This window comes from Candidatus Obscuribacterales bacterium (genome assembly GCA_036703605.1).
GTDB lineage: Bacteria > Cyanobacteriota > Cyanobacteriia > RECH01 > RECH01 > RECH01.
Genome location: DATNRH010000827.1, coordinates 1 through 1,085, shown reverse-complemented (window position 1 = coordinate 1,085; position 1,085 = coordinate 1). Strand labels below are relative to the sequence as shown.

Below are 1,085 nucleotides of genomic sequence, written 5' to 3'. Positions count from 1 at the left end.
TTATGATAGCAGGCAATTCAATACCCTCGTCATCCAAGCGCCCCATTAACCAATTAGCTATCTGCCACAGCAGCGACAAAGCTATCCGCAATTTTTCTACTGACATCTTATCTCCTAGTTTGTAGCAAAGTAATTAAAAATAAACTGTGACGACGTAGTTCCTGGCTGTGTGGTCTGCACCGTTCCCAGCCAGAGTTTCTCGTCCTCTTCTATTTCCCACCATCCCCCATTATTCCAGACAAGGGGGGTTTCCCTATCGTTCAGGTTCGCCCAGGGAATCAGTTCAGCGTGTGGCACAGGGTCCCTTTCGTTGCCGTTGTAGTGCAGTACCACGTCGTACTTCGTACCGGCAGGCAGGCCCGTCAGTGGTATCGGGTAGTAGTTCATACGCACAAGTTTCCGGTGGTGCACGTGGTCTGCTGGATCTTCCACATCTATGTGTAGCAGCGGATCCGCCAGGTATACACCGTCGTAGTCCCAGGGCACAAGGTAGAGCGTTGTGATGCCAGCGGTGGGACCCACTGCACGGGGGTCACCCGATTCGTTCCAGCCAATACGATAACCGCACACGTGGGCAGGCATAATCTTGGTAGTCCAGATGTCCCCTAATACAACGTCGCCTTGAACGAAGGCATTGTAGTTTTCAAGTCTACCTTTTGGCCCGGTGGTCCACTTCCAACCCCTGCCCCCGTAGGGACCTGCTACGTAGTCAGGGCTTTGGAGTGATTCAGCCAGGTCAGAAGACGTGATCTTCATACCTGATCCAGCGCTGCCGGAGAACACAGCCCGCAATAGCCGGTCGATCTGGCGTTCGTACTCCTCGACCTGCATCTCCAGGTCTGACACTTTCGTCTCTAGCTGCTTAAATCTTTCGTTATAGTCTAGCGTTTCATACATATTACCAGCCTCCTGGCGTCCAGTGTGTCCCGAATAGGCGGAGGATATATCGTTCCATCCACCAGCGCAGCGCTGCCGGGTCTTCAATCGTTTGGGGCCATATCTCTAGCACGTCCCACCCCATACCACGTAGTACACTGGCTTGGTCGTTGTCCCGGACCTCGTGTTCCAGCGTGATCGTGTGCCAG

1 protein-coding gene is annotated in these 1,085 nt (G+C 53.5%); it reads right to left on the bottom strand.

Annotation, left to right across the window (positions count from 1 at the left end; genetic code table 11):
- Window positions 1–114 precede the first annotated feature (114 nt).
- Window positions 115–897, bottom strand: coding sequence for a hypothetical protein (locus V6D20_17085; protein ID HEY9817496.1), 783 nt, complete (start codon window positions 895–897; stop codon window positions 115–117).
- Window positions 898–1,085 lie beyond the last annotated feature (188 nt).